Raw genomic sequence first — 5,582 nt, 5'->3', positions numbered from 1 at the left:
GTCAGATCTCTTCATTCAGCGCGGCGAGCTTCTCCGCGAGGAGCGCCTCGGCCTCTTCGTCCGAGAGCTGCTTGACGTTGTTGACGATCTCGGCCTCGAGCGCCGCCGCCTCGTCCTGGGGCTGCTCGGCCTTGTTCGCGATGGGAAGTTGCAGCCGCTCGGCCAGGTGCTCGACGAGCGCCGCCACGGTCGGGTAGCGCCACACCAGCGTCGCCGGGAGCCGCTCCCCCAGGCTGGCCTCGAGCCGGTTGCGGATCTCCAGGCTCATCAGGGAGTCCAACCCCAGGTTGCCGAGCGGCTCCTGGAGATCGATCCGCGAGGGAGCCAGCCGGAGCACGTGGCCGACCTGCTCGCACAGGTGGGCCTCGAGCAGCCGCGCCCGCTCCATCCGCTCCGCCGCCCGGAGCGTCTCCATGAAAGCGCCCCGCTCCGCCGGGCGCTCCCCGCTGGTGGCCTGCTCGCGAGCAATCCGTGACAGGAACGGCGACTGCGCCGCCGTGAGGTAGAACTCGCGCCACTGCCGCAGATCGAAGCGCATGACCGCCACACGCGCGTGGGGGCTCCCCAGCACCCGGCCCAGTGCCTCGAGGGCCTGCACCGGCTGCATGCTGTCCACGCCACGCTGGGCGATGCGCTCGCCGCGGTGGGCCGCCGCGGCCGCCAGGCCCACCCCGGCCCAGGAGCCCCAGTCGATGCTCAACGCGGGCAATCCGAGGCCCCGCCGGTAGGACGCCAGCGAGTCGAGGAAGACATTGGCCGCCGCGTAGTTGGCCTGTCCCGGCGAGCCCAGGAGCGAGCCAGCCGCCGCGAAGAGCACGAAGAAGTCGAGCGGCGCCGCCGCCGTCAGCTCATGCAGGTTCCACGCGCCATGGACCTTGGGCGCCATCACCGCGCGCAGGCGCTCGGAGGTGAGGTTCACGATCACGCCGTCATCGAGGACCGCCGCCGCGTGGAAGACACCTCGGAGCGGAGGCATCCCAGCCGCCAGCTCCGAGAGAACCCGCTCGAGCTCCGGCCGCGCCGCCACGTCGGCCTTGCACACCCGGACCTCGGCACCGGCCGCACGCAGCGCATCGAGGGTCCGCTGCGCCTCCGCGGATGGATCTCCCCGGCCCAGCAAGGCGAGGTGGCGGGCGCCGCGCTCGACCAACCACTCCGCGAGCTTCAGGCCCAGGCCACCGAGTCCTCCCGTGATGAGGTAGGTGCCATCGGAGCGAAGCTCCGCCAGTGGGGCCGTGCCGCGCTCCATGCGCGACAACCGCGCCACGAACCTCGCCGGGCCCCGGAGCGCGACCTGTTCCTCCGGCGTCGACGAGAGCAGCTCGTCGGCGAGCACGCGCGCCTGGGCCTCGTCGAGGGCTCCGAGATCCACGTTGCAGCACCGGAGCTCGGAATGCTCCAGCGAGAGGACCCGTCCGAGTCCCCAGAGCGGGGCCTGCTCGACGTGGATCGCACGCTCCTCGGGCTTGACCGCGTGGACCCCCTCCGTCACCAGCCACAGCCTGGGCATGTCACGGAAGCCCGAGGCCACCAGGGCCTGCGTGAGGTGGAGCGCGCTCCCGACCCCCAGCGACCGTGCCCGCTCCAAGGCCTCCGGCCCCTCCTCGGGCCGAGGCGCGTCGAGGCTGAAGAGATGCACGACGCCGCGGCACGCCGGCTTCCCGGGGCCGAACTCGGCTTCGAGAATCCGCGTGAACCCCTCCGTCCGCGACGGATCGACCACGTAGTGGCCCGGCTCGACGAGGCGCGACGTCTCCCCGTGGGAAACCAGGACACAGGACCCGCCACGCTCGCGCAGCACCGCCTGCAGCGTCCTGCCGAAGCCCTGACGGTCCGCGAGCACGAGCCATGCCCCTTGCGCGGACTCCGTGGAGGGCGCGGCTTCCACGCGCGGCTCCTCCTGCCAGTCGACCAGGTACATCCACCGGTCGATCTCGTCCGCGGAGCGCCGCCGCACCGCATCCAGGCGCCGGCACATCAGGCCCCTGGCCTCCATCAGGACGCGGCCGTCCCCATCGAGCAGGGTCACGTCCGCTTCGACCGTGCCCGCCCCGCTGCTCGTGCCGGACCGGACGAGCGCGTGTCCCCACAGCGCACGGCCCGGGCGCCCGTGAACGCGGAGGCTCTCGACCGCCATCGGAACGAACGTCTCGCCCCGCCGCTCGCCCAATCCCGCCCCGTTGATGACCTGGAAGCAGGCATCCAGCAGCGCCGGGTGGAGCTGATGGACCCCCATCTCCGAGGCCACCGGGGACGGCAGCTCGAGGCGAGCGATCGCCTCCCCCGGCGCCTTCCACAGCTCCTTCAACACGCGGAAGCTCGGACCGAAGTCGACGCCTCGCTCCTGCATGAACTGGTAGTGCGTCTCGCCGTCCATGCGCTCCGTGCACCGCCCCCGCGCCTCCTCGAGCGCGAAGGTTTCCGCCCCGGCGCATTCACGGATCCGCCCCTCGGCGTGCAGCGTCCAGGCCCCACGCGCCTCCGCCGGCCGGCTGAAGACCCGAAAGCGCGGCGCTCCGGTCTCGTCCGGCGCGAAGCTCATCTGCACCGCGAGGGCCTCCTCGCGAGGCAGCACCATCATCTCCTGGAAGATCACGTCCTCGAGCGCACGGCTCGCCGGGCCCAGCGCCTCCGCCGCCCCCGCCAGCGCCATCTCGAGATAGGCGGCGCCGGGGAGGACCACCTCACCGTGCACGCAATGGTCCTCGAGGTACGCCGGGCTGTCCGCGGAGAGCTCCGTCTGCCACAGGTGCGAGCCCTCCTGCCCCGCCAGCACCAGGTGGGTGCCCAGCAACGGGTGGTGTCCGGCCTCCCGGGCCCGGCGCGCACGCGCTGGCGCCTCGACCCAGAAGCGCTCGCCCTGCCACGGGTAGGTGGGCAGCGCCACCCGCCGGCCGCGCACCGGGTGCTGACGCTGGAGGTCCACCTCGTGCCCCAGGGCGTACAGCGCCCCCAGCGAGGAGAGCATCGAGCCCCGCTCGTCCTCCTCACGCCGGAGCGACGGCAGCACCGCGCCCTCGCGCCCGAGGTGCCGCAGATGCTGCTCGACGGCGGGCAGGAGGATGGGGTGTGGGCTCAGCTCGATGAAGATGTCATGACCCTCGACCGCGAGCCGCTCGATCGCCTTCGAGAACAACACCGGCTCCCGCAGGTTGTCGACCCAGTAGCTGGCGTCGAACGCCGCGCCATCCGTCATCGCCCCCGTCACCGTCGAGCAGATGGGGACGCGAGCCGCGCGCGGCGCGATGCCCTGGAGGGCCGCGAGCAGTTCCGGCCGCAGCGGGTCCATCTGCGGGCTGTGCGACGCGACGTCCACCTTCACGAAGCGGCAGAAGACGTCCCGCTGCTTGAGGTGGCCGGAGATCTCCTCGAGCGCCGCGGGCTCGCCCGAGAGGACGGTGGACCGCACGCTGTTGCTCACCGCGACGGAGACACGAGCCTCGAAGCCCCGCAGGGCCTGCTTCGCCTCCTCCATCGTCAGGTCCACCAGGAGCATGGAGCCCTGGCCACTCACGCCGCGCAGCAGCCGGCTGCGGCGGCAGATGACCCTCGCGGCGTCCTCCAGGCTCAGCGTGCCGGCCACGTGCGCCGCGGCGACCTCGCCCATGCTGTGCCCCACCACCGCGTCCGGCTCGATGCCCCACGAGCGCCACAGCTCCGCCAGCGCCACCTCCATGGCGAAGAGCACGGGCTGGATGACATCGATCTCATGGAGACGGCCGCGGCCCTCATCGGCCGCGAGCTGCTCGAGGACGCTGAAGCCCGCGCAGGTCCGGATGGCCTCGTCGCAACGCTCCAGCGCGGTACGGAACGCAGGCTCCTCCACGAGGAGTTTCCGGCCCATGCCCAACCACTGAGAGCCCTGGCCGGGGAACACGAAGACCACGCGACGGCGAGCCGACCCCGACTTGCGGCCGATGGTGGCCCCCGGGACTGGCTCTCCGCGCGAGAACGCCTCCAGCGTCTCCACGAGCCCGGCATGCGTGCGGCCCACGAGCGCGAGGCGGTGATCATGATGGGTGCGCGACAGGGCCGCCGTGGCACAGGCCTCGCGAAGCGCCACGTCCGGATGCTCCGCGAACCAGCGCGCGTAACTCCCGGCCATCGCCCGGAGCGCTTCCGGCCCACGCGCCGAGAGCACGAGGAGCTCCGCGCCCCGTGCGGGCAGCGGAGGTTGAGGAGCCTGCACGGGCGGCTCCTGCAGGATGACGTGTGCGTTGGTGCCGCTGATGCCGAACGCGCTCACTCCCGCCAGGCGCGGCTGCTCGCCTCGCGGCCACGCGCGGGGCTCGGTCGGAATGGCCACCGGCACGCCTTCGAGAACGATGTCCGGGTTGAGGCGCTTGAAGTGCAGGTTCGGAGGAATCGCCTCATGGCGCAGCGCGAGCGCCGTCTTCAGCACGCCCGTGAGCCCCGCCGTCGCCTCCAGGTGCCCGACGTTCGTCTTGACCGACCCCACCACGAGCGGGGCCTCCGCGCTCCTCCCCGCCCCCAGCACGCGGGCCAGCGCCTGCAGCTCGATGGGATCACCCAGCGAGGTCCCCGTCCCGTGTGCCTCGACGAAGGAGATCCGCGAGGGATTGAGCCCACCGCTCGCCAGCGCCTGTTCGATGACCCGCTCCTGCGCCGGGCCGTTGGGCACCATCAGACCACTGCTGGCGCCATCCTGGTTCACCGCCGAGCCGACGATGAGCGAGAGGATCTCGTCCCCCTGGGCCAGCGCATCCGACAACCGCTTGAGCACGAGGACGACGCAGCCCTCGGAGCGCACGAAGCCATTGGCGGAGGCATCGAAGGTCTTGCAGCGCCCATCGGGTGCGAGCCCCCGGCTGCTGGAGAGAGCGATCGTCGCGTCCGGCGTCAGCATGAGGTTGACGCCAGCGGAGAGCGCCATGTCGCACTCGCGGTTGCGCAGGCTCTGACAGGCGATGTGGAGCGCCACCAGAGACGACGAGCAGGCCGTATCGATGGACATGCACGGCCCCTGGAGGCCGAGCGTGTAGGAGAGCCGGCCAGCGGCCGCGTTCAGTGACGTGCCCGTCACATGGTAGATGTCGGTGGCCCCCGCGAGCTGCCGCGCCTGGAGCTGCGCGTAGTCGCTCCCGATGATGCCCAGGAACACGCCCGTCCGGCTTCCGGAGAGCTGATCCGGCGGCTGCCCCGCGCGCTCGAGCGCCTCCCACGCCACCTCGAGCAGCAGCCGCTGCTGGGGATCCATGCGCGAGGCCTCCCGAGGGGAGATCCCGAAGAACGCGGCGTCGAAGCGATCCACGCCGTCGATGAATCCTCCCCAGCGCGCGTACGTACGGCCCGGCTTGCTGGGGTCGGGATCGAACAGCGCCTCGGCGTCCCACCGATCGCGCGGCACCTCGGTGATGGCGTCCACGCCCTCGTACAGCAGGCGCCAGAACTCATCAGGCGTCCGCGCACCGCCCGGTACGCGGCAGGCCGTACCCACGATGGCGATGGGCTCCGAACGCGTGCGCTTGAGCGCCTCGCTCTCCGAATGCAGCTCGAGCGCCAACAGCATGAGCCTCTTGGGAGGGAGGCTCGCGATCTTCTCGTAGAATTCCTTGCTCATC

Annotated in this window: 1 protein-coding gene; it reads right to left on the bottom strand. The window is 71.8% G+C overall.

The window, feature by feature from the left end:
- Nucleotide 1: 1 nt before the first annotated feature.
- On the bottom strand, nt 2-5,581 hold the full coding sequence (locus tag NR810_RS39585; RefSeq protein WP_257460227.1) for a type I polyketide synthase: 5,580 nt from the start codon (nt 5,579-5,581) through the stop codon (nt 2-4).
- Nucleotide 5,582 lies beyond the last annotated feature (1 nt).

Origin of the sequence: Archangium lipolyticum, from assembly GCF_024623785.1 — a bacterium.
GTDB classification, from domain to species: domain Bacteria; phylum Myxococcota; class Myxococcia; order Myxococcales; family Myxococcaceae; genus Archangium; species Archangium lipolyticum.
The sequence above is the reverse complement of the archived record's forward strand: the minus strand, read 5'-3'. Positions and strand labels throughout refer to the sequence as shown.

Excerpts from the sequence above, each read along its gene's own strand:
- NR810_RS39585 (WP_257460227.1), bottom strand. The coding sequence starts at position 5,581 with ATGAGCAAGGAATTCTACGAGAAGATCGCGAGCCTCCCTCCCAAGAGG.